Origin of the sequence: Reinekea thalattae, assembly GCF_008041945.1 — a bacterium.
GTDB classification, from domain to species: domain Bacteria; phylum Pseudomonadota; class Gammaproteobacteria; order Pseudomonadales; family Natronospirillaceae; genus Reinekea; species Reinekea thalattae.
This window is the reverse complement of sequence record NZ_VKAD01000001.1, coordinates 1,908,277-1,929,683: the sequence shown is the minus strand read 5'-3', so window position 1 is coordinate 1,929,683 and position 21,407 is coordinate 1,908,277. Positions and strand designations below refer to the sequence as shown.

Below are 21,407 nucleotides of genomic sequence, written 5' to 3'. Positions count from 1 at the left end.
TTGCCTTTGATTTATTGGGTCATGGTAATAATTGGGTTGCCATCTGTTCTACAAAAAATGTTGATCGCCTGTTTCACGAAACTGAAACGCGTTGAGCATAGAATTTTTTATCGGGACTTTTTCAACCTAACTGATAAGCGAGCTGAAACCTAAATAATAATAAACGGTCGCCTCAAAGGAGCTAATGATATGTCTACTAACCTATATAAACTTGAACTGTCGAACATTGAAGAAGGAGGCCTGCATAAGCCAAGCGATGGTAGTCAGAGCAAAAGGCAAGAAAATCATCGAAAACTGGCCGCGCGCCGTGCTATTGAAGATCACTTAGAGCAACAAAGGTTAAGGGACGAGTACCAAGACTTAGAGCTAGAAGTTTACCAATAACATTTAATTTCATAAAAAAGGGCACCTCAGCGTGCCCTTTTTTTGTGCTTAACGAATCGTTATGTGCAAAAAAGATGAAGATTTTTACCATCAACTCGCCTCGGCTTTTCATCAGTCGAGGCTATTTCACCACTTTTTGCTAACCCTTTTAGCCGTATTGTTAGAGATTACTCTGTTTGGCTAAGTCGAATGCGGTCTAGGTCGTTTTGATCAAAGTTGATTGGCGACAAAAGTTGCTGAATGGCTTTGAGTGCCTGTTGGTTGGCAACTCGTGAGCGGGCATCAAGGTTTTTTGACCATTGCTCTAATTCGCTGGTAACAATGTTTCGAGTGGTAACATCTAAACGCGCAAGCGCACGTTCGGGAACAATTAAGATGCCCCAAGTGTACAGCACCGGCGTATCGTTTAAGTATTGGAAGCGGCTATGCCAGTTTAGCGCCAGAGCCGCCGATGGAGGCGATATCAGTGTATCGATGGCACCAGTGTCCAAGCCTGTTAATACATCACCAATGTTCATCACTAAATAGTCGATATCGAGTTCACTGCTGATTTGTTGAATTTGATCGGAGTTAGGCAGCCAGAGTTTGGACTGACGAATATCTTCCATATTATTGATCTGATTTTTTGACATCAGATAGGAAAAGCCACCATCTAGTGGGCCAAACCCGTACCACTTCAATGATTTGAGTTTATCGCTGACCACAGAGTCGTAACTGAGGCGTTGTTGATAGACCTGTTCTAGGTTGTCGTAGGAGAAGGGTTTGCTTAGGCCGTTGAGATCGGCGTCAAGCAGGTCGAGCGTACCAGAGCTGACTAATGCACCCTGTAATTGACCAACACGAATTTTGCGCATCACGGTTTTATCATCACCCATGACGCCACCTGGATAAACCTTAAGTACGACTTCGCCAGCGGTTTTTTCTTTTAGGCTATTAGACAGTTCCGTTAGAGATCGCACAGCGTCAGAGCCCGGTGGATACAGGGTAGAAATTTTAATTTCTGTTTCTGCCATAGAGAGGGCAGCCAGAAGGAAAGATAAAAATAGTACAGCTAATCGCATTGCAAACCTCTAATTCTCGCTAAATGAGCAGGCGAATGCCTAATTAAAGCATCCGGCCGATCAGCATACTGAGTTTATATGACTGCTTTGTGTCTGCGGTCTCTGAGTAAGAGGCGATAATGCGGTATAAGTTCGCCTTGGCTGTACCTGAGCTTAGTTTTCACCTAACCCTTGCTGTAAGAACTGATCTTTCAGCTTAACGTAATTGGCCGCAGAGTACTTAAAAAATTGCTTTTCTTTATCGCTCAGCGGTCGCGCTTTTGTAGCGGGGCTGCCTTTATACATAAAGCCAGACTCTAGCCGTTTACCGGGTGGCACCAGTGCGCCGGCGGCGATGATAACTTGGTCTTCAACGACAGCTCCATCTAAAACAATGGTGCCAATGCCGACCAATACCTGGTTGCCTATGCTGCAACCGTGCAAGCAGGCTTTATGGCCAATAGTGACATCATCACCAATGGTCAGAGCAAAGCCTTCAGGGTTGTAGTCTGATGCGTGAGTGATGTGCAAGACACTGCCATCTTGCACCGAGGTGCGCTCGCCAATACGGATGCTGTGCATATCGCCGCGAATCACGGCGCCCGGCCAAACCGAGCTGTCGGCACCAATATTGACGTCACCAATAATACAGCTTTCTCTTGTGACCAAGACTCGCTCGGCAAAAAGAGGCTGTTGACCATTAAATTCGTAGATTGCCACGTCGATATCCTTTTTCTTAGTACGACTCTCGCGCTAAACTAGCCAGTCTAACCTCGGTAGAGTCGCAGTATGCTTAAACTATCTAACTTTTGGCGAAATCGTACTGAAGAAATCGCCGCCATTGACTTGGGTTCCAATTCCTTCCATATGATTATCGCGAAGGTGTCCAATGGTCAACTGACGATTATTGATCGGATGAAAGAGACGGTTCGGCTAGGTTACGGTCTAGACGATCAGGGCGAGCTGGATGAACTCTCTCAAAAAAGAGCACTCGACTGTCTACAGCGCTTTCAGCAGCGACTACAGAACATGCCAGCTAGCCGAGTGCGTGCTGTTGGTACTCGTACCTTGCGCCAAGCCAAGAATTCCCAACCCTTTTTACACAAAGCAGAACAGGCACTGGGCTATAAAATCCATGTCATTTCTGGAGTAGAAGAAGCACGGCTGGTTTATCACGGTGTCGCCTTTGGCTTAGAAGATGACCAGCAAAAGCGTTTGGTGATTGATATCGGCGGTGGCAGCACGGAAATTATTATTGGTGAAGACTACACGCCAGTATCGCTTGAGTCGCTTGGCATGGGTTGCGTTTCTGTTACTCGGCGATTTTTTGATGACAATAAAATTGATCGCTCGCGTATTGCCAATGCCCTGCTTTATTGCCGACATAAATTAGAGCCCTTTCAAACCCGCTTTCGTTCAACTGCTTGGCAGCGTGCCATTGGTTGTTCTGGTTCGATAAAGTCTATTTCCAGTGCGTTAGAACAATTAAATGGCCATCCAGCCATTACTCGTGCAGGCGTCGCGCAACTATTGGATTTATGTATCGAAGCCGGTGGTATTGAACAACTCAATATCGCCGGTGTTAGTGACGACAGGTTGCCTATTTTTATCGGTGGCCTGGTTGTATTAAGCGCCACCATGAACGCTCTGAACATCGAAACTCTTGAGGCCTCGCCTTGGGCATTGCGTGAAGGCTTGCTGTTTGATTTATTAGGCCATGACAGTATCGCCGATATGAAAGAGCGTTCGGTAACGGATTTGGCGTTGCGATTTCATGCCGATGCTATCCATGCGCAACGCACCGAAAAGGTCGCGCTTGAATTATGGCGTCAGGTTGAGCCAGCCAATTCAAGCGATGAAAGTTGGTCTAAAAATTTGACTTGGGCCTGCATGCTGCACGAAGTTGGATTAGACATTAATCATGACAGCTACCATAAGCACAGTGGTTACATTGTTGAAAACTGTCACTTGCCGGGCTTTGGTCACGATGAGCAGCGAGTGCTTGCTAAGCTGGTGCATTACCATCGCAAAAAGCTCGATTGGGATGACATAGAAAGTTTGCAGGCTGATTATTCAGAGCAGTTTTTATTGGTGTTATTGATATTACGTTTGGCGGTTATTTTGACGCGTGCTCGCAATGATATTCAGGACATCAGTTGGTCGTTGAGTTTTAATGCTCAGACCATTCAATTTTGCGCCGCCGAGGCGTGGTGGCAAGAGCAAACGCTGGCAATTTCTGATCTGGAAGCTGAAGTAAAATACCTCAAGAAGAGCCCGATTAGTTTGCATTTGGTGCGCCCAGAATTGGCTGATTGACGCTGATTTTGGGCTCAGTATTTAGCAATAAAAAAAGGAGCGATGTCGCTCCTTTTTGGTTTTAGCGTTGCGGATTTTTCGTGTTAACGATGAGAGCTCATTGAGCTTTTACAGCCCGTCTTGTTGCATTAGCGTTTGTTGCGCTGATATCGCATCCTCGCCTTCTTTTGGTTTAATTCGAGTATAGCTGCCGTCGCTATTCAGCTGCCAAGCCTGAGTATTGTCGGCCAAGTAGAGCTGTAAATCCTGATTGATTTTATCTTTAATTTTTTTATTTAAGATTGGGAAACCCGTTTCTACACGATGGAACATGTTTCGAGTCATCCAGTCGGCGCTGGCAGCAACGAACTCGGCATCACCGTTATTTTCAAAACGAAAGATTCGAGTATGTTCCAAAAATCGACCGACAATCGAGCGAACTCGGATGTTGTCTGAAACATCTGGAATGCCGGGTCGGACCTGGCAAATACCACGCACGATCAGATCGATTTGAACCCCCGCTTGGCTGGCCTCGTAAAGCTTTCTGACCAACGCCTCTTCAGACAGCGAATTCATCTTGGCAATAATACTGGCCGGTTTTCCCTCTTTGGCGTTTTCGATTTCACGGTCGATAAATCGCATCATGGCTTTATGCAATGTAAAAGGAGCCTGCAGTACTTTATCCAGTTTCGACACTCGACCTAAGCTGGTGAGCTGTAAAAAAATTCGATTGATGTCATCACCAATCTGTTTATTACAGGTCATTAAGCCGTAGTCGGTATAAATATTGGCGGTTTTCGGGTGGTAGTTGCCGGTGCCTAAATGCACATAGTGGCGTAACTTATCGCCTTCTTTACGCGCAATCATGAGCATTTTAGCGTGCGTCTTATAGCCGAAAACACCGTACACCACATGAATGCCGTATTCCTGTAAACGCATGGCCAGCGCGACGTTGGCTTCTTCGTCGAACCGCGCCAGCAATTCAATCACGACAGTGACTTCTTTCCCGGCTTTGGCGGCAGAGACTAAGGCGTCGACAATGACTGATTTCACACCGGTTCTATATAGTGTTTGCTTAATCGTGACGACGTTCGGATCTTTCGCGGCTTGGCGAATCAGCTCGACTACCGGAGTGAAAGAGTCAAACGGATGATGCAGTAGGATGTCGCTGCGAGCGATGGCATCAAAGCTATTTTTTTTGCGCCTTAATGCTCGAGGCATGCTCGGCTCAAATGGAGGAAAGGTTAAGTCAGGGCGGTTGACCAAGTCGATTAAATCGACAAGTCGATTCAGGTTCACTGGACCGTTAACGCTATAAACATCCGGTTCGCTGATTTCGAATTTACCCATTAAGAAATTAACCATTTCTTCTGGGCTGTTTTCGGCAACTTCGAGGCGTACTTCATCGCCGTATTGACGATAAATAAGTTCGCCTTCGATCGCGCGACGAAGATCGTCCGTCTCTTCTTCATCAACGAAAAGATCTGAGTTTCGCGTCACTCTGAATTGGTAACTGCCTTTAACGGTCATGCCGTAAAAAATTTCATCCATAAAGTAGTGGATGATCGATGACATAAAGACAAAACGGTTCGGGTTGTCATGGTCCGGCAGTTCAAGGCGCACAAGGTTAGGTAAGGAGCGTGGGCATTGAACAATGGCTTGTCCGCTGTTGCGGCCAAAGGCATCTTTGCCTGCCAGCAGAACAAAGAAGTTAAGCGACTTGTTCAAAATACGCGGGAACGGGTGCGCCGAATCCAGACCGACAGGACTGAGCAGTGGCAACACCTCTTGATGAAAGTAGTCTTTCATCCAGTGAATTTCGTCTTTGGTCCAAAATTCTCGTTTCACAATCTCTATGTTTTCTTCTGCCAGCTTTGGCAAAATTAAATCATTCAGGATGGCGTATTGTTTGTCGACTAACCAATGGGCGCGTTCTGCAATGGTGGTCAGTTGTGAACCCGGCAAGTGGCCGTCTGGTCCAGCAATCGCAGAACCGGCTTCGTGCAACTCTTTAAGGCCGCCAACTCGAACCTCGAAAAATTCATCTAGGTTGGTACTGGAGATACACAAAAATCGCAGCCGTTCTAGCAATGGGATAGACGAGTCTTCTGCTTGCAACATTACCCGTTGATGGAATTCGAGCAGTGACAGTTCTCGATTTAAAAAATGCTCTGGGCCGATTTCTTCAATTGCTGTGTCGATTGACTCACTGGTCATAAGGCTCACCATAAATTATTTGAACGATGTCGTTGGTCATCATACTGGATTGTAGCGACAGCTTTATGACAAAGCTGGCGATGGCCAATAACAGAGTTTGCCGCTATTTCGATAATGCTTATTCGCTTTATCTTATATCAACGTCGGTTGATAGCAACTGAGGTTTTCGACGGCGCAGAAAATTTAATTGCTCGGGCAATAAAAAAGCCCGAGGCGTTTGCCTCAGGCTTTTTTAGATTGGGTAGAAACCCTTGGTACGTCTGTTTTGTTAAAACAGGATGCGAGCGCGCAGCGTTCCTTTCACTTCGAGTACTGCCTCAAGTGCTTTTTCTGAAGCATCTTCGGCGACATCGACAACCACATAACCGATATCTGCGGTTGTCTGTAGGAACTGACCAATGATGTTGATGTGGTTATCAGAAAACACCTGGTTAATTTCAGAGAGTACGCCGGGAATATTTTCGTGAATGTGCAAAATACGGTGCGCATTTGGGTGTGCTGGTAGTGCCACTTCTGGGAAGTTAACCGCAGACAGGGTGGTGCCGATGTCTGAATAGGCCGCCAGTTTTTCGGCTACTTCGATACCAATGTTGTACTGAGCTTCTTGAGTTGAGCCGCCAATATGAGGCGTTAACAGTACGTTGTCGAACTCACGTAACGGCGAAACAAATTCGTCGTCGTTTGTACGTGGCTCAACTGGAAAGACATCAATCGCCGCGCCCAGTATCTTTTTGCTACGCAGTGCTTCGGCTAAATCCTCGATCACTACGACGGTGCCACGAGCAGCATTAATAAAAACACTGCCCTGCTTCATTTTGTTAAATTGTGCTTCGCCCATCATCCATTGCGTGGATTCTGTTTCAGGTACGTGCAGCGAAACTACATCAGCGGATGCTAACAGGTCATCCAATGTGGCCATTTGTCGGGCATTACCAATCGGCAGTTTGGTGACCGTATCGTAAAATAAAACTTCCATGCCGAGGCTTTCAGCCAGAATGCCTAACTGGGTACCAATGCTGCCGTAACCAACGATACCGAGCTTTTTGCCGCGGATTTCATAGCTGTTGTTGGCTGATTTAATCCATTCGCCGCGGTGGCTAGCAGCGTTCTTTTCTGGAATACCGCGTAATAGCAAGATGGCTTCGGCGATGACCAATTCGGCAACCGAGCGAGTGTTGGAATAAGGCGCGTTAAAGACTGGGATGCCGCGCACGGCAGCCGCCTGTAAGTCGACCTGATTGGTACCAATGCAGAAACAGCCAACGGCAACCAGTTTTTCGGCAGCCGCGAAGACTTTCTCGGTTAGCTGGGTACGTGAACGAATACCAACGAAGTGGGCCTCAGCAATTCTTTCGAGTAATTCGGACTCAGGTAGTGAGCCTTTGACGTAATCGATATTGGTGTAACCGGCTTTTTGCAATGTATCCAGCGCGCTTTGGTGAACACCTTCTAAAAGAAGAATTCGAATTTTGTTTTTTTCTAATGAAGTTTGGGTCATTTGGGAGCTCTACGGATGTGACTTGGCGGCGCGGATAATAACACAGGCTAAAAAACAGACTGTAGCCATTTTCGCAACGTTCTCATTTAAATTGAGCAAGCGCAATGTTTAGCAGGCTTCTGTTAAGCCTAATAGGCTTGCGACTAAGTGAGGTTTAGCTTGGGTTGATGCGCTGCAGCAGTGGCAAGACAATGGCCTTGTCGAATTCCCGTTCTCCCTGCTGTAAAAACTGAATGCTGAGTCGGGTGTCGCTTTCGGCAATAATTTGGCCGACACCGAGAGTTGGGTGGCTGACCACCTGATTTAGCTTAAACTCCCCAGTACCGGGTTGCGATGTTTGCTCATCATTGCGCCAATGCAGCTCTGTTAGCCCTTTGCTTTTGGCGTATTGCTCTACGCAGGCTCGCTGCATTTGGCCGGGCAGTTCAATCTTGCTGGTTGGCTTTAAGCACTGCTGAGCAAAGTCGGCTAAGCCATCAACGTAGGCGTCTGGCATCAGTAGTGATGGTTGGGCCGAACTTTGTTGGCTGGCAGTTAGCAACAACAGCTGCTGTTGTGCCCGAGTCAGCGCGACATAGAGCAAGCGCCGTTCACTGGCTAGGCTGGTGCTGATCATCAATTCGCCTTCTGGCTGATAAGGGTAAAACTGATTATTCAATTCAGGAATGATGACGCAAGGCCATTGGCGACCTTTTGATTTATGAATCGACGTGATCAATACCGCATCGGTGTGGGCATCGGTTTTACGTTCGCTGAGTTCTCTCAACGCGTCGGCACCTTGAGCCAAGGCCCAGCGCGATTGGCGCACAAAGTCGACAAAGGCCCTTACCGTGGCGACCTGATCATCAACCTGAGCACTAGAAAAGGCATTGTCACGAATGGCATTCAGATAGTCAGTCGCCTGAAGCCAGCCGTACAAAACGGCACTCGCCTCACCTTGGCCGCGTTCGGCCTTTTCGATCCAGCGAGCCCGTTCAAACAATTGCTCGGATTGATATTTCGACAATCGGTTCGGCGTGGCATTGCGCAATGCCTGGCCCCAATGCTGGTGATGATGCGCAAGCTGGTTGATCAGCTCGTCGACGATGGTTTTTTTAATCTTTAAATAGGGTTGTGATAGCAGTGCTTGCCAAGCCTGTTTGCGTTGCTTGTTATTCCAATGTTCGGCTTGTCCTGCTGCCAGTTGCAGCAGAACTCTAAAGGGCCGCAGCTCATAGCGCTCAAGTACGGTCTGCTGATTGTCCATACGGTAAGCAATGTTATGAGACAGCAATAGCAATTCTAAACGAGCGCTGTTAGCCCAGAGCCGATTGATGACTGCAATCTGCTTGAGCGGTCGTTGTTGCCAGCGCTGAATGGCTTCGAGTGCAGCTTTTGCACTGTCTTCACAGGCAAGGCGTTGTACCTCGGTATTTGAGGCCGTTGCATGCGAAATACAGGGCGCGCGTTGTTGGCTATTCTGATAGTTACCAGCAATGACTTGATTGGCCAACAAACTCAGTGAGTCGCCGAAACGGAAAGTATGGCTTAGGTGATAATCGGTCACTGCTGGATACTGCTGACTGAATTGTTCGGTGAGCAGCGTCGGTTGTGAACCGCGAAATTCGTAAATGGTTTGATCCGGATCGCCAACCGCCATAATGTCGCCAACACCGCCATGCAGTGTTTGCAGTAAAAAGGATTGCACCGGATTAATATCTTGGTATTCATCGACAATGTATTGCTGCATGTGGCCAGCAAATTGTGCCGCAATGGCAGGCTCGTTTTTAAAGCGCAGTGCAGGTTCGTAAAGCAGATCGGCAAAGGTCATTTTTTGCTGTTGGCTGCGCCAGTCTTCAAATTCATAAAAGGCTTGAATGAAAAGTTTGCAACTGGCTGGCAAGCCGGTGGTTTCAAACACATGCTCAGGGCTGTCGAGTGTGCTTTTAACAAGTTCAAAGTAAGCCATTGCTGGCTCTAGCCATTTCTTTTTGCGGGTTAATATATCGTCGGCAATGTCGCTGTCGGCCAGTTGCCGGAGCAGTCGCCAAACAATCGGTTCGACGTCGCTGTCTTGCAAAATATCTTTGTTGAACGGGTTCATTTGGCCGCGTTGAACAAGGCTTTGGCAGAGACGGAAGCCGAGTGAATGAAAGGTGCGAATTTCTGGAATGGCGATATTGCCAGCCAGCTGTGTTTTGAGTCGTCGTTCAAAATCGAGCTGGGCAGATTTGTTGTACATCAGTACTAGAATTCGTCGGGCGTCGGCACCCTCAATGAGCCGCCGTTGTAAGTAGCCCGTTAATGTTTGGGTTTTGCCTGAGCCTGCGACCGCAATAATTCGAGCATGACCACCCGGGTGTTGGATGATCGCCTGTTGTTGATCGGTATATTGCATAAAGTATCGGGTCACACACTAAGTTAGGTAAAACATTGAATTAGGTAAAGCGTTGAAAATAGTCGTCGTCGCCAAAACAACTAGGACTATAATGAAACAATGTAAAAACCTGAATCAAAATAAAAAAATCGATATTAAAAAAGGGGTGGCGCAGATGCCAAAAGAAAAAATAAAAAGTCTATTTCAGCACTTACGAGACCATTTGCCGGAAGCTGAAACCAGTCCACAACAACAGGCGTTACTCGATCAATTGGCGTTCCATGTTCATACTCTTGATCAGCCAGACCCAAAAGAGCCAAGCTTGCGCGAGCTGCTGGAATTACTGGTTGAAGAGATTGAACTGGAACACCCTAAGAGCGCAGCCATTACTCGCCAGTTATTAGACAGCCTCAGCGCTATGGGAATATAGGCCGCCTACTCTTTGTTGCTGTCTTCGATGTTGTCTTCGGTTTCTGGGTCGTCAAGATCGAGGCTTTCTGCGCTCATAGAGGCCGGTAATTGTTTGCTGGTGGCTGCACCTAAGGTTTGCAGCCGTTGCACATAACTGGCCATTGAGCCGCGGCCATCGCGTAAGCTGCCCATCGCATCTTGCCAGGTGTTGTCGGCAGTTTTTAACTGGCTGCCGAGCTTATCCATTCGTTGGCCAAAAACAGCCAGCTTATCGTAGATTTTACCCGCCAATTTAAACAGTTCTTTGGCGTTTTCATTTTGTCGTTCTAAAACCCAAAGGTTGGCCACTGTTTTCAGTGTTGCTAATAGAGTGGTTGGCGTGACTACAACAATGTGGCGCTCAAAGGCTTCGTTAAACAGCTGTTGATCGGTTTCGAATGCGGCAATAAAGGCGCTTTCTATCGGCATGAACATCAATACAAAGTCAGGCGCATTCATGCCATTCAAGTTAGGGTAATTTTTGTCGCTGAGTGAGCGAATGTGGTTGCGTGTTGCGGCAACGTGATCGAGTAAAAACTTTTGTCGCAGTACGTCATCGTCGGTAGCTAATGATTCTTGATAGGCAACAAGGCTGACTTTGCTGTCGATGACAATATGCTTACCTTCCGGCAAGCGAATAATAAAGTCGGGACGCAGATTCTTTCCGTCATCGTCTTTAAAGTTAGCTTCGCGTTCGTATTCGCGACCCTTTTGCAGACCAGAGGATTCAAGGATGCGTTCAATTTGTAGCTCGCCCCAATTGCCCTGTAATTTTTTGTCGCCCTTGAGCGCTTTGGTTAAGTCGGTGGCTTGCTGATTCAGCTGGTTGTTCATGTCTTTAAGCATGTTTAGCTGAGCGACTAACTGGCCTCGACCTTCCATTTCTTTACTGTGAATGGCGTCGACGCGTTGGCGGAATTGATCAATATTTTTTTGGAACGGATCAAGTAAAGCAGACATCGATTGTGACGACTGCTGCTGAAACTTTTTATTCGATTGTTCAAAAATCTCGTTGGCCAAATGAGAGAACTCTTGTTTTAGCTGCTCTTTATTTTCGTTGAGTAATTTCACCTGTTCGGCATGGTACTCGGTTTGAGCTTTCATTTGGGTTTCTAGCTCTGCCATACGAGTTTCTTGCTGCTGATAGCGCTCTTGTAACTCTAAGTAACCCTGTTCTTTATCTTTTAATTGCTGCGTCACGACTGGTAATTGTTGCAGCTGGGCTGTTAACGCAGCCTTGTCGGATTTTTCTTGTGACAACTGGTTGGCTAACTGCTGTTGATCTTGCTTTAACTGATTCAGTTCCGAAAGGTAGCCGGATGACTTTTCTGTTTCGTAACTTAGCCGTTGTTGGTTCAGTTCGAGCTGCTGCGCCAATGCCTGCGCATTTTGCTCATAGCGGCGAATAAAGAAAAAGCTCAAGGCTGCGCTGGGCGGGATCGCAACCAATAGGCCGATTGCTAAGGGAATAAAATGAGTTGAAAGCCAAAGCATGAAAAGTGCCTCTAATAAAAGTGCCTTCTATAAAAGGCGTAATCGTTGTATCTGCCGAAGGTTATACCATATTTGGCAGCGCAAAGGGCCATTGATCCTGTGCGTTGTTAATCGGGTCTTGTTGGAAATGAAAGTGTTGGCCAAAGCATTCAAATTCTAATTGCCAAGCATGCAAAAAAAGCCGCGAGGCCTGTGTGCCGGCATAGCGATCATCGCCCAAGATTGGCGCGCCGAGCGATTTTAGCGCTACTCGCAGCTGATGGGTTTTTCCGGTTTTCGGCGTTAACACAAAACCACGATAGGGTGCGTCAAGTGAGTAGCTGTAAAATTGCGTCATGGCGGGGTTGTCTAACGAGCGCAGCAGCTTCCACTGGCCTCGACGACTGGGTGCCATATCGCCTTTTATCCAACCCTGCTTTTTTTTCGGTTTTTTATCTGAAACTGCCAAATAGGTTTTACTAACGCGCCTGTCTGCAAACGCTTGGCTCAGCTCTCGGTTTGCCGCATCGGTTTTGGCAACCAGCAATAGGCCCGAGGTTGGTTTATCTAGACGATGTACCGGCAAGGGTTTTATGGCGGTTTTCTGATGCAACCACTGCAATACTGAAGGCGCGTCGTCATCGCGCTGAACGGTCCAATTAATGGGTTTGTTGATCAGCCAAAATAGCTCGTTTTCAACAACGATACTGGGGCTTATGTTATGGGTCATTTTCGGCGATTAGCGAGTTAAATAGTTTGTGGCGAGACCCCAAGGTCAGCCTATGGTTTGTGCCGCTATTCTAGCACTAAATGGCCGACTTCCTTAGCCGTTCCAGAAAATACAGCATAGCTATACCAGAAAATACTTCAGCGTCATTGCAAATAGTATTTTATTCCAAAGGGTTCAGTGCTTAACTAGGGAGGTGGCAAGAGCTAATCGCTGATTGATGGAATCTGGTTTTGCTATCGACTTCATTTCAGCCGGAGCCGCTTGCTGTTTGGATATTGATCGTTACAAGTTATAGGTTACTGTTATGAATGTACTTTATTACATCGTTCATCCCGACTTAAATCGTTCCTTTGCGAATAAGTCGATTCTTGATGCTTTACCGAATCACCCGAATTTAAAAATCGTTGACCTATACGATACCTACCCAAACTTCAGCATTAATGGCCCTGTTGAGCGTGAGTGTTTGGACTGGGCCGATGCGGTGTTTTTTCAACACCCCTTTTATTGGTACAGCATCCCAGCCTTACTTAAGCAATGGTTCGAAATTGTTTTAGAATTTGGTTATGCCTACGGCAAATCGGCCAATGCACTCGCAGGTAAGCGATGGCAGCATATTATTTCTACCGGTGGCAACATCAATACTTATCTTGGTGGTTCGGCGAACCCCTATGATATCGAAGAATATTTTCGGCCACTGCAATCGACCTGCAAGCTTTGTCGCTGTGAATGGCAGCCGCCGCTGGTGAACTTTAATGCCAAACAGGCCAGCGCAGAAGAGCTAGAAGCATTTAACAAAAAAGTCGTTAACACGATAGCGCAACTCATTGGTGAGCCCTTAGCTACAACAGATAAGTAGGGATATGTGATGACAACGGATCATAATTATTTAGCCGATGCCTTAGTTTTTTTGGGCGCAGCGATTGTTTTTGTACCCATCGCAAAACGGGCAGGATTAGGCTCAGTACTGGGTTATTTGATTGGCGGAATTGCCATTGGTCCCTTTGTTTTAGGCTTTATTGAAGACAGTGACTCGATCTTACACTTCTCTGAATTTGGCGTGGTGTTGCTGTTATTCCTAATTGGTTTGGAGCTTAATCCGAGCCGGTTGTGGGGCATGCGTCGGCAGATCTTTGGCTTGGGTGGCTCTCAAGTTTTATTAACCGCGCTGCTATTGGCAGCCATTGGTATGGCGTTAAATTTAGATTGGCGACTTTGTCTAGTTGCTGCTGGCGGCTTGGCGCTATCTTCCACTGCGATTGCGTTGCAAACGCTTGAAGAACGTAACCTTATGCACACTTCTGCCGGTCAGAATGGTTTTGCGGTGCTGCTGTTTCAAGATATAGCAGTCATTCCGATGATTGCTCTGTTGCCGTTGCTGGTGACAACTGGCTATAGCGCTTCAGGCAGTGAAGCCTGGTTACAGGTTGTAAAAGCGGTTGCGGCTATTGCATTGATTATTTTTGGCGGTCACTACGTGTTAACGCCTGTGTTAAAGCGAATCGCATCGTTACATATGCGTGAAATGTTTACCGCCTTTTCATTAGCCCTAGTGATTGGTATTGCACAGCTGATGAACTATGTGGGTTTATCGATGGCGTTAGGGACTTTTTTAGCCGGCGTCCTATTGGCAGATTCTGAATATCGCCATGAACTTGAGATCGACATTGAGCCTTTTAAGGGTTTGCTCATGGGGTTGTTTTTTATCGCCGTGGGTATGTCGATTGATTTCCAGCTATTGGCGTTACAGTACTTACCGATCATCGCTTTGGCGGTGACGTTAATAGGTGTGAAAGCAGCGGTGTTGTATAGCTTGGCTTGGAAGTTATCGCTCAATCAGATTGATCGAATGCGATTTACTGCTGTGTTGGCGCAAGGTGGCGAATTTGCATTTGTTATTTTTAATCTAGCCTATGCCTCGCAAATTATCAGTGAAGAAGCGCAGTCCTTATTGGTGCTTTCGGTGGTGATCTCGATGGTCTGCACACCACTGTTATGTAATTTGGTTGAATGGATTATTGCTCGCCGTAGTATGGCTGTTAGTAACGACAGCGATCCTATCGACTCGGAAGATGGCAACATTTTAATTTGTGGCTATGGCCGTTATGGTCAAGTGATTGGTCGAATGCTGCACGGCTTAGGCCATAAAACAACATTGATTGATGCAGACCCAAACCAAATCGAGCTAGTGCGTAAGTTTGGCTTTAAGGTGTTTTTTGGCGATGTGACCCGTTTGGATTTATTAGAGTCTGCTGGTATTGCCAACGCCAAGGCGGTGATTCTGACGCTAGATGATCCGCGAACTGTTACCTATTTAACCGAACAGATTCACAAGAATTGGCCAAAAACGATAATTCTGGCTCGAGCACGTAACCGCCAGCATGCCATAGATTTATACAAAGCCGGAGCTAATGGCATTAGTCGGGAAACCTTCAGCAGTGCGTTGGAGTTAGGCGGTACTGCATTAAACTTTTTAGGCATGACTAAGCATAATGCGTGGAAGGCAGTACAAAAATTTAAGCATTATGATGAAAAGATGTTAGCCGCTCAGTCGGACTTTGCTGGCGATGAGGATTCATTAATTCAGTTATCGCATCGAGCGCGACGTGACTTAGAAGAGATTTATCGTCAGGATCAGAAGAAGCTCGAAGAAGACGATAACGACTGGTCTTAATCTAACAATAGCTGGGCTGGTATTAAAAAAGGGTAAAAAAAAGAGCGCTGTAGCGCTCTTTTTTTGGATCGAGTATCTGATTTAGCTGTTTTCTTCTCGGTGTGCCGCTAAGAAATCTTCTAACTTGTCGATCATATTTTTAGAGCCAGCGAAGAAAGGCGTGCGCTGGTGCAGTTCTTTAGGCTCCAAATCTAAAATGGCTTGGCCAGCATCAGAGATTGCTCGGCCGCCAGCCTGTTCAGCCAGAAACGCCATCGGATTACCTTCGTACAATAAACGCAGCTTACCTTCTGGGTAATGCGAAGACGACGGGTAAAGAAAAATACCACCCTTTAAAATATTTCGATGAATATCTGAAACCAAAGAGCCAATGTAACGACTGGTATAAGGGCGATTGGTGTCTGGGCATTCTTCTTGGCAATACTTGATGTATTTTTTCACGCCCGTTGGGAAATGAATGTAGTTGCCTTCATTAACCGAGTAAATATTGCCATCATCAGGGAAGCGCATATTTGGATGCGATAAGCAAAAAATGCCTAAGCTCGGATCGTAAGTGAAGCCGTGCACGCCATTACCTGTACTGTAAACCAGCATGGTTGATGAACCGTAGATAACATAACCGGCAGCAACCTGATGGCGACCTTTTTGTAAAAAGTCTTCATCGGTGACTGGAGAGCCAACCGGTGACACACGCTTATAAACTGAAAATACAGTGCCGACAGAAACGTTGACATCGATATTGCTGGAGCCGTCGACCGGGTCAATCAGTACAATGTATTTGCCATTGACGTTAAGGCGGTCATCGAAGCGAACGTAACTGTCTTCTTCTTCTGAAGCTAGGCCACAAACAACACCACGCGCAGATAATGAGGATTTAAATTTTTCATTAGCATAGACGTCGAGCTTTTGTTGTTGCTCGCCCTGAATGTTTTCGGTACCAACGGCGCCATTAATATCTGCTAGGCCTGCTTTGTTGATATCTCGGTGAACGACTTTAGAGGCAAGTCGAATGGCCGCAAAAATAGCGGTCAATTCGCCAGTGGCGTCTGGGTATTCAGCCTGTTTTTCGATGATGAATTCACCAAGCGTTTTCGTAATTTCCATTATTACTCCGTGGGCTACTGCTGTTAACGTCGAGACTCGCTAAAGGTTGGATCATTGGTTAACTGAGTGGATGTTAGTAGCGCTATAGTAAACAAAAATAACCTGAGAAGATAAATTTCCCACAAATCAATCAGTCGAGTGATTAAATTCGATCATTTCTAATCAAAAAAAATCAGTTGTTTGCGCTATCGCGCAGTCAGAGGCATTTAAACAAAAAAATCGAAATAAGCAGGCCAAAAAAAAGCGACCCAAGGTCGCTTCTGTTTTGATACTGCATCTGGATCAACAGGTTGAATAGTCTCAGTATTAGCCGTTGTTCTTTGCTTGGCGAATAGTTCTGAGCTTACCCAGTGCTTTGGATAATTGAATCGCAACTTCTGCGTATTCTTTATCGGCTAGGCTCTGTGCAACTTGCTTCTCTGCAATTTCTTTGGCTTGGCTCGCAGCGGCTTCATCAAGGTCATTAGCGCGAAGAGCGGTGTCAGCCAAAACAGTAATTAGGTTTGGTTGAACTTCTAAATAACCACCTTCAACATAGATGAACTCTTTTTTGCCGTGCTGCTTAACCAGGTGTAACGGGCCTGGGCTCAGACGAGTGAGCAGAGGCGCGTGGCCAGGCCGAATGCCTAGCTCACCCATTTCACCAGTACAAACCATAAGCTCAACCAGTCCTGAGAAGACTTTCTCTTCTGCGCTGACAATATCGCATCTGACTGTCATTGCCATAGTTCTATCTCCTCGTTGCGTTAGCTACGTGCGTTATGAGCTTCGACAACTTCTTCAATGGAGCCTTTCATATAGAAGTCTTGCTCGGCGATATGATCGTACTCACCATCGAGAATTCCTTTAAAGCTACGGATCGTGTCTTTCAAAGAAACGTATTTACCCGGTGAGCCGGTAAAGACTTCTGCAACGTGGAAAGGTTGAGACAAGAACTTCTCAATCTTACGAGCGCGGTTTACAGTGAGTTTATCTTCATCAGATAGCTCATCCATACCCAGAATTGCAATAATGTCTTTAAGCTCTTTATAGCCTTGTAGGACACCCTGTACGCCACGAGCAACATCATAGTGCTCATTACCAATGACCAATGGGTCTAGCTGGCGAGAGGTTGAATCTAGTGGATCTACCGCAGGGTAAATACCTAATGCAGCGATGTCACGAGACAATACAACGGTTGCATCCAAGTGAGCGAAGGTTGTTGCTGGCGATGGGTCAGTTAAGTCATCCGCAGGTACGTAAACCGCCTGTACAGAGGTAATAGAACCCTCTTTCGTTGAGGTAATACGTTCTTGCAGTACGCCCATCTCTTCAGCCAACGTTGGCTGATAACCTACAGCAGACGGCATACGGCCTAGCAATGCAGAAACTTCAGTACCGGCCAATGTGTAACGGTAGATGTTATCGACAAAGAATAGAACGTCACGGCCTTCATCACGGAATTTTTCAGCCATGGTCAAACCTGTCAACGCAACGCGTAAACGGTTACCTGGTGGCTCGTTCATCTGACCGTAAACCATCGCAACTTTAGATTGCGGTAAGTCGTCAAGTTTAATAACGCCCGCATCAGACATCTCGTGATAGAAGTCGTTACCTTCACGAGTACGCTCACCCACACCGGCAAATACAGATAGACCTGAGTGCTCGGTTGCAATGTTGTTAATCAACTCAAGCATGTTTACGGTTTTACCAACACCGGCACCACCAAACAGACCAACTTTACCACCTTTAGCGAACGGGCAAACAAGGTCGATTACCTTGATACCTGTTTCTAAGATGTCTTGTGATTGCGATTGCTCTGCGTATGAAGGCGCTTCACGGTGAATGACTGATTTTTCATCTGCAAGGATATCTCCTCGCTCGTCAACCGGGTTACCCAGTACGTCCATGATTCGGCCTAAGGTGCCGGTACCTACAGGTACAGAAATACCTTCGCCAGTATTGTTCACACTTAAACCACGCTTAAGACCTTCTGTCTGGCCCATCGCAATGGTTCGTACCACACCGTCGCCCAACTGTTGTTGAACTTCTAATGTGACGTTTGCCTCTTCAATAATTAAGGCATCGTATACTTTTGGTACGCTGTCACGTGGGAATTCCACGTCGACAACGGCACCAATGATTTGCGTAATACGTCCGCTACTCATGTTTGTATCCTCTTCAAACCGTTATTGCACCGCCGCAGCGCCGCCAACAATTTCCGAAATTTCCTGAGTAATCGCCGCTTGACGCGCCTTGTTATACTCAAGCTTTAAGTTTTCGATCATTTCACCTGCGTTATCTGTTGCAGCCTTCATCGCAATCATGCGTGAGGCTTGCTCGCAAGCTCCGTTTTCGACGACGCCCTGATAGACCTGTGATTCGATATAACGGGTCAACAAACCATTTAATATGGATTCTGCATCGGGCTCATATAAATAGTCCCATGCATAGGTTCTTTGAGTCGCTTCGTCATCGGAGCTTTTTAGCGGCAACAACTGTTCCATTACAGGCTTTTGTATCATCGTGTTGATGAAGTCATTGTAAACAATGAATAGCCGATCGATTTCTCCAGATTCGAAGTTATCGATCATGACTTTTACACCGCCTACTAACTCTGCCACCGATGGGTTTTCGCCTAGGTGATCAATCGATGCAACAACGTCAAAGCCACGGCCTTTGAAAAAACCGGTGCCTTTGGTTCCAATTGCGCAGACCTGAGTGGTAATACCTTTTTTCTCAAGCTCTGCAGCATCTTTCGCGATAGTCTTAAATAGGTTGGCATTTAAACCGCCGCACAAACCTCGGTCTGTCGATACAACGATATAGCCGACTTTTTTAACTTCACGCTCCTCAAGATAAGGATGCTTAATCTCAGTGTTTGCATTGGCTAAGTGGCCGATAACCGCTCGAATTTTTTGAGCGTACGGTTTGCTTAGTTGCATCCGTTCCTGAGCTTTACGCATTTTACTGGCAGCAACGAGTTGCATTGCCGAAGTAATTTTTCGCGTGTTGTTAATGCTACCTATTTGAGTACGAATCTCTTTTCCGACTGCCATAGCACTAGCCTCAGTTACTGGCCGCTTACGCGGCCGGTGTATTTATTACCAGCTTTGAGTCGCACTAAATGCATCCAGTGCGCTCTTGAAGGTGCCAGCGATTTCATCATCCCATACGCCTGTCTCGTTAATACGAGTCATTAGGTCGCCATGTTCAGACTTCATGTAGCTGTGGGCAGCTGCTTCGAAAGGCAGTACCTGAGACACTTCAAGTTGGTCTAAATAACCTTCGTTTGCAGCAAAAACCGATACCGCCATTTCGGCAACGCCGAGAGGTGAATATTGATTCTGTTTCATTAACTCAGTTACACGCGCACCATGATCAAGCTGTGCTTTGGTTGCGTCATCAAGGTCTGATGCAAACTGAGAGAAGGCTGCTAATTCACGATACTGAGCCAAGGCTGTACGAATACCGCCAGATAGCTTTTTCATGATTTTCGTTTGTGCCGAACCACCAACACGAGAAACCGAAATACCGGCGTTCATTGCAGGACGAATACCTGAGTTGAACAGGTCTGATTCTAAGAAGATCTGACCGTCGGTAATAGAAATCACGTTGGTTGGTACGAATGCAGAAACGTCACCACCTTGGGTTTCAATAATTGGTAATGCGGTCAATGAACCGGTTTTACCTTTAACTTCACCCTTAGTGAATTCTTCAACGTACTCGGCATTGACGCGCGAAGAACGTTCAAGCAAACGGGAGTGCAAATAGAATACATCGCCAGGGTAGGCTTCACGGCCTGGTGGGCGACGAAGCAACAGTGAAATCTGACGGTAAGCTACGGCTTGCTTAGATAAGTCATCATAAATGATTAACGCATCTTCGCCGCGATCACGGAAGTATTCACCCATTGAGCAGCCTGCATAAGGTGCAATGAATTGCATTGAGGCCGGCTCAGAAGCCGAAGCGACAACCACGGTGGTGTATTCCATAGCGCCGTGTTCTTCTAGCTTACGTACGACGTTAGCAATGGTTGAACGTTTTTGGCCAACAGCTACATAGACACATTTAATGCCTGCAGCTTTCTGCGCCAAAATGGCATCAACAGCCAGTGCCGTTTTACCGGTTTGGCGGTCGCCAATGATCAGCTCACGCTGGCCACGACCAATTGGAACCATCGAGTCAACGGCTTTATAACCCGTTTGAACTGGCTGGTCGACCGACTGACGAGCAATTACGCCCGGCGCAACCTTTTCGATTGGGTCTGTTAGCTTAGCGTTGATGTCGCCTTTACCGTCGATCGGATTACCCAAAGCATCGACAACTCGGCCTAGTAGTTCTGGACCGATCGGTACTTCAAGAATTCGGCCAGTACATTTACAAGATTGGCCTTCAGCTAAGTCACGGTATTCGCCTAGAACTACGGCGCCTACAGAGTCTTGCTCAAGGTTAAGCGCCATACCAAAGACGCTGCCTTCGAATTCAATCATCTCACCGTACATGACGTCGGCAAGACCATGAATACGTACAATACCGTCGGATACACCAACGATAGTGCCTTCATTTTGTGCTTTAGAAGAGGTATCTAATTTAGCGATACGCTCTTTAATAATGTCACTGATTTCTGAAGGATTCAGGTGCTGCATGCGTTTTCCCTCATTAGGAATTTATTGCTTCAGCGAGCTTCGACAACTTTCCGCGAACGGAGCCATCGATCACTAGATCGCCAGTTTTAATGATGACACCACCAATGAGTGCCTCATCTACTTTTACTGAAATGGAAATATCGCGCTGTAACTTAGTGGTCAATTTCTGTTTCAGCGTTTGTTGCTGAGCGTCGCTGAGTTCGAATGCGCTGGTTACAAGTACATCAGCTGTTTTTTCATGCTCTGATCGGAGCAATTCAAACTGAGCGCTAATTTCTGGAAGTAATGACAATCGATCGTTTTCAGCTAACACTACTAATAAATTAGCAGCGCCATCGATGCATTGATCTCCAGCAAACTCAGTAATAGCTTTTGCTTTATCCAGTGCGTTTACCGAAGGGTTGGCAATAAGTTGCGCGACCGCTTCGGCTTGCGTAATTGCTTTAAGCGTTTTTAGCGCCGTTGACCAAGGCGTAATAGCACCTTCGTCGATAGCTGCAGAAAACGCTGCCTTAGCATAGGGGCGAGCTAGCGTTGTTAATTCTGCCATGTGTCGCCTCC

At 46.6% G+C, this 21,407-nt stretch carries 18 protein-coding genes; 5 read left to right on the top strand and 13 right to left on the bottom strand.

Going from position 1 to position 21,407, the window contains the following annotated elements; translation table 11 throughout:
* Window positions 1-189: 189 nt before the first annotated feature.
* Window positions 190-384 (top strand): PA3496 family putative envelope integrity protein, encoded by a 195-nt coding sequence (locus FME95_RS08795; protein WP_147714015.1) that lies wholly within the window; start codon window positions 190-192, stop codon window positions 382-384.
* A gap of 167 nt (window positions 385-551) precedes the next feature.
* Here FME95_RS08795 and dctP read toward each other — a convergent pair whose 3' ends face one another.
* Entirely contained in the window at window positions 552-1,397 is an 846-nt protein-coding gene (gene dctP / locus FME95_RS08790) for a TRAP transporter substrate-binding protein DctP (RefSeq protein WP_187265483.1), read from the bottom strand.
* Window positions 1,398-1,598: 201 nt separating this feature from the next.
* Window positions 1,599-2,150 (bottom strand): gamma carbonic anhydrase family protein, encoded by a 552-nt coding sequence (locus FME95_RS08785; RefSeq protein WP_425468227.1) that lies wholly within the window; start codon window positions 2,148-2,150, stop codon window positions 1,599-1,601.
* A gap of 63 nt (window positions 2,151-2,213) precedes the next feature.
* Between FME95_RS08785 and ppx the strand changes: the two genes are divergently transcribed.
* On the top strand, window positions 2,214-3,740 hold the full coding sequence (gene ppx, locus FME95_RS08780; protein ID WP_147714012.1) for an exopolyphosphatase: 1,527 nt from the start codon (window positions 2,214-2,216) through the stop codon (window positions 3,738-3,740).
* 108 nt (window positions 3,741-3,848) lie between these two features.
* Here ppx and ppk1 read toward each other — a convergent pair whose 3' ends face one another.
* From ppk1 to FME95_RS08765, 3 genes are all read right to left on the bottom strand, one after another.
* On the bottom strand, window positions 3,849-5,936 hold the full coding sequence (ppk1, locus tag FME95_RS08775; RefSeq protein WP_187265482.1) for a polyphosphate kinase 1: 2,088 nt from the start codon (window positions 5,934-5,936) through the stop codon (window positions 3,849-3,851).
* A gap of 268 nt (window positions 5,937-6,204) precedes the next feature.
* Complete coding sequence (gene serA / locus FME95_RS08770) at window positions 6,205-7,434, bottom strand: phosphoglycerate dehydrogenase (protein WP_147714010.1); 1,230 nt, start codon at window positions 7,432-7,434, stop codon at window positions 6,205-6,207.
* 154 nt (window positions 7,435-7,588) lie between these two features.
* Window positions 7,589-9,811: an ATP-dependent helicase gene (locus tag FME95_RS08765; protein WP_147714009.1), complete on the bottom strand. Its 2,223-nt coding sequence runs from the start codon at window positions 9,809-9,811 to the stop codon at window positions 7,589-7,591.
* A gap of 91 nt (window positions 9,812-9,902) precedes the next feature.
* Here FME95_RS08765 and FME95_RS08760 point away from each other — a divergent pair, with 91 nt between their 5' ends.
* Complete coding sequence (locus FME95_RS08760) at window positions 9,903-10,220, top strand: DUF4404 family protein (RefSeq protein WP_147714008.1); 318 nt, start codon at window positions 9,903-9,905, stop codon at window positions 10,218-10,220.
* 5 nt (window positions 10,221-10,225) lie between these two features.
* On the opposite strand, the gene FME95_RS08755 is transcribed toward FME95_RS08760, so the two are convergent.
* Together FME95_RS08755 and FME95_RS08750 are read right to left on the bottom strand one after the other, a co-directional pair.
* A complete protein-coding gene (locus tag FME95_RS08755; RefSeq protein WP_147714007.1) occupies window positions 10,226-11,734 on the bottom strand; it encodes a DNA recombination protein RmuC in 1,509 nt (502 codons plus the stop codon).
* 61 nt (window positions 11,735-11,795) lie between these two features.
* Entirely contained in the window at window positions 11,796-12,443 is a 648-nt protein-coding gene (locus FME95_RS08750) for a pseudouridine synthase (RefSeq protein WP_147714006.1), read from the bottom strand.
* A gap of 304 nt (window positions 12,444-12,747) precedes the next feature.
* Between FME95_RS08750 and FME95_RS08745 the strand changes: the two genes are divergently transcribed.
* Window positions 12,748-13,299: an NAD(P)H-dependent oxidoreductase gene (locus FME95_RS08745; RefSeq protein WP_147714005.1), complete on the top strand. Its 552-nt coding sequence runs from the start codon at window positions 12,748-12,750 to the stop codon at window positions 13,297-13,299.
* 9 nt (window positions 13,300-13,308) lie between these two features.
* Entirely contained in the window at window positions 13,309-15,114 is a 1,806-nt protein-coding gene (locus FME95_RS08740) for a monovalent cation:proton antiporter-2 (CPA2) family protein (protein WP_147714004.1), read from the top strand.
* A gap of 81 nt (window positions 15,115-15,195) precedes the next feature.
* Here FME95_RS08740 and fbp read toward each other — a convergent pair whose 3' ends face one another.
* From fbp to FME95_RS08710, 6 genes are all read right to left on the bottom strand, one after another.
* The gene (gene fbp / locus FME95_RS08735; RefSeq protein ID WP_147714003.1) at window positions 15,196-16,218 is read right to left on the bottom strand and encodes a class 1 fructose-bisphosphatase; all 1,023 of its coding nucleotides are present in this window, start codon (window positions 16,216-16,218) and stop codon (window positions 15,196-15,198) included.
* 306 nt (window positions 16,219-16,524) lie between these two features.
* Window positions 16,525-16,944: a F0F1 ATP synthase subunit epsilon gene (locus FME95_RS08730; protein ID WP_147714002.1), complete on the bottom strand. Its 420-nt coding sequence runs from the start codon at window positions 16,942-16,944 to the stop codon at window positions 16,525-16,527.
* 20 nt (window positions 16,945-16,964) lie between these two features.
* Window positions 16,965-18,365, bottom strand: coding sequence for a F0F1 ATP synthase subunit beta (gene atpD, locus FME95_RS08725; protein ID WP_147714001.1), 1,401 nt, complete (start codon window positions 18,363-18,365; stop codon window positions 16,965-16,967).
* Window positions 18,366-18,386: 21 nt separating this feature from the next.
* The gene (atpG, locus tag FME95_RS08720; protein WP_147714000.1) at window positions 18,387-19,256 is read right to left on the bottom strand and encodes a F0F1 ATP synthase subunit gamma; all 870 of its coding nucleotides are present in this window, start codon (window positions 19,254-19,256) and stop codon (window positions 18,387-18,389) included.
* Between the two features lie 45 nt (window positions 19,257-19,301).
* On the bottom strand, window positions 19,302-20,846 hold the full coding sequence (gene atpA / locus FME95_RS08715; protein ID WP_147713999.1) for a F0F1 ATP synthase subunit alpha: 1,545 nt from the start codon (window positions 20,844-20,846) through the stop codon (window positions 19,302-19,304).
* 13 nt (window positions 20,847-20,859) lie between these two features.
* Window positions 20,860-21,396 carry a F0F1 ATP synthase subunit delta gene (locus FME95_RS08710; RefSeq protein ID WP_147713998.1) on the bottom strand — a complete coding sequence of 179 codons (537 nt, stop codon included), beginning with the start codon at window positions 21,394-21,396 and terminating at the stop codon, window positions 20,860-20,862.
* Window positions 21,397-21,407 lie beyond the last annotated feature (11 nt).

Coding starts and splice junctions, on each gene's coding strand:
- FME95_RS08795 (WP_147714015.1), top strand. CDS start 190: ATGTCTACTAACCTATATAAACTTGAACTGTCGAACATTGAAGAAGGA.
- dctP (WP_187265483.1), bottom strand. CDS start 1,397: ATGGCAGAAACAGAAATTAAAATTTCTACCCTGTATCCACCGGGCTCT.
- ppx (WP_147714012.1), top strand. CDS start 2,214: ATGCTTAAACTATCTAACTTTTGGCGAAATCGTACTGAAGAAATCGCC.
- ppk1 (WP_187265482.1), bottom strand. CDS start 5,936: ATGACCAGTGAGTCAATCGACACAGCAATTGAAGAAATCGGCCCAGAG.
- serA (WP_147714010.1), bottom strand. CDS start 7,434: ATGACCCAAACTTCATTAGAAAAAAACAAAATTCGAATTCTTCTTTTA.
- FME95_RS08765 (WP_147714009.1), bottom strand. CDS start 9,811: ATGCAATATACCGATCAACAACAGGCGATCATCCAACACCCGGGTGGT.
- FME95_RS08760 (WP_147714008.1), top strand. CDS start 9,903: ATGAAACAATGTAAAAACCTGAATCAAAATAAAAAAATCGATATTAAA.
- FME95_RS08755 (WP_147714007.1), bottom strand. CDS start 11,734: ATGCTTTGGCTTTCAACTCATTTTATTCCCTTAGCAATCGGCCTATTG.
- FME95_RS08750 (WP_147714006.1), bottom strand. CDS start 12,443: ATGACCCATAACATAAGCCCCAGTATCGTTGTTGAAAACGAGCTATTT.
- FME95_RS08745 (WP_147714005.1), top strand. CDS start 12,748: ATGAATGTACTTTATTACATCGTTCATCCCGACTTAAATCGTTCCTTT.
- FME95_RS08740 (WP_147714004.1), top strand. CDS start 13,309: ATGACAACGGATCATAATTATTTAGCCGATGCCTTAGTTTTTTTGGGC.
- fbp (WP_147714003.1), bottom strand. CDS start 16,218: ATGGAAATTACGAAAACGCTTGGTGAATTCATCATCGAAAAACAGGCT.
- FME95_RS08730 (WP_147714002.1), bottom strand. CDS start 16,944: ATGGCAATGACAGTCAGATGCGATATTGTCAGCGCAGAAGAGAAAGTC.
- atpD (WP_147714001.1), bottom strand. CDS start 18,365: ATGAGTAGCGGACGTATTACGCAAATCATTGGTGCCGTTGTCGACGTG.
- atpG (WP_147714000.1), bottom strand. CDS start 19,256: ATGGCAGTCGGAAAAGAGATTCGTACTCAAATAGGTAGCATTAACAAC.
- atpA (WP_147713999.1), bottom strand. CDS start 20,846: ATGCAGCACCTGAATCCTTCAGAAATCAGTGACATTATTAAAGAGCGT.
- FME95_RS08710 (WP_147713998.1), bottom strand. CDS start 21,396: ATGGCAGAATTAACAACGCTAGCTCGCCCCTATGCTAAGGCAGCGTTT.